The sequence below is a fragment of the Kitasatospora sp. NPDC096128 genome (genome assembly GCF_040303105.1).
Taxonomy (GTDB): domain Bacteria; phylum Actinomycetota; class Actinomycetes; order Streptomycetales; family Streptomycetaceae; genus Kitasatospora.
In genome coordinates, this window is sequence record NZ_JBEOSP010000128.1 from 1 (window position 1) to 1,225 (window position 1,225).

Annotated in this window: 1 protein-coding gene and 2 pseudogenes; all 3 read right to left on the reverse strand. The window is 73.6% G+C overall.

Going from position 1 to position 1,225, the window contains the following annotated elements; translation table 11 throughout:
* Positions 1-196: pseudogene (locus ABTY61_RS41885) on the reverse strand (hypothetical protein); the annotation flags it as partial.
* A 197-nt stretch (positions 197-393) separates the two neighbouring features.
* Entirely contained in the window at positions 394-1,041 is a 648-nt protein-coding gene (locus ABTY61_RS41890; protein WP_350510500.1) for a hemerythrin domain-containing protein, read from the reverse strand.
* Positions 1,042-1,124: 83 nt separating this feature from the next.
* Positions 1,125-1,225 (reverse strand): annotated as a pseudogene (locus ABTY61_RS42135) (NmrA family transcriptional regulator); the annotation flags it as partial.

The following is a 1,225-nucleotide window of genomic DNA, read 5'->3' on the forward strand; positions in this document are numbered from 1 at the left end:
CCAGGCCCGGCATCACCGACACGTCGAAGGCGAAGAACAGCCCCGCCATCAGCCCCATCGCGATGGTGGCACCCACCAGGACGGGACCGGCGGCCCTGCCCGGCCCGGCGCCGTTGGACGAACTCCCGTGCCCGATACCGCCGATGGCGGACGGCGCGGAGTAGGACTGCGGAACAGTGCTCTGATCCGAACGCATCAAGGACCCCTTTGCTCTCCCGGCCCCGCGGGGTGCGGTGCCGACGGACTTTCGGAACACGCGGCACCTCCCACCGTGCGGTGGGCCGCGCAACAGAACCGCGACAACCGGAACCCGCCCTGGCGGCAGGGGACTTGTCGAGGGCTCCGGTGCCGGGTCGGGCGGGACCGGGCCCGGTCGGGTCGGGTCGGGTCGGCTCAGAGGACGGGGCCCAGGGTGCGCCGGTAGCGTCGATCCAGCACCGTCCGCCCGAGCAGTCGCACGGGGGCCGGGATGGTCGCGGACACAGCCCGCACCGAGGCCGGGTCCGCGCCGTCGAACATCCACGGCTGCAGGTAGGTCATCACCTGGCCGGGCGCGCTGCCGATGATCCGGCGCTCCACCCGCAGGTACTCCTGCACCGGCAGCCCGGCCAGCGCGGGGAAGACCACCGGCTCCTCGTGCCCCAGGTGCTCGCGCACCAGGTCCTGGAACGCCCTTGCAGCGTCCGGCAGTTCGGAGCTGCGGCCGACGGCCAGTACCCCCGCCACCCGGTTCATCGTGCGGTCCAGCGCCTCGTGGTCCTGCTCCAGCACCCCGCTGCCCTCGAAGCCGGCCACCCGGTCGCGCAGGTACGGCCAGAGGATCTCGTCCTCGCTGTGGTGGTGCCAGTCGATCACGGCGCGCAGCCGCCCGAACCACTCGGCGAGCGCGGTCGGGGAGCCCGACCCGCCGCGGGCGGCGACCGCGGTCAGCCGGGCCGCGTCCCGGCGCATCGCGACGTGCATCAGGCCGAAGCCCCGGATGTGTTCGGGCAGTGCGCCCAGTGACTGCTCGCTCGACCAGACCGTTGTGCCGTCCGACATGACCAGACCTCCAGAGTCCGTTCGGTTTCTCGATCAACACCCGCCCGGTGGCGGCCGGTTGCGGCCGCCGTCGGCGGGTCTGTTCAGGTGTTCCACACGCCGGTGGCGGCGGCCGCCCGGGCGTAGTCCGCGAAGTCCCTCGGCTCGCGCCCCAGCGCCCGCCGCACCCCGTCCCCCAGCGAGG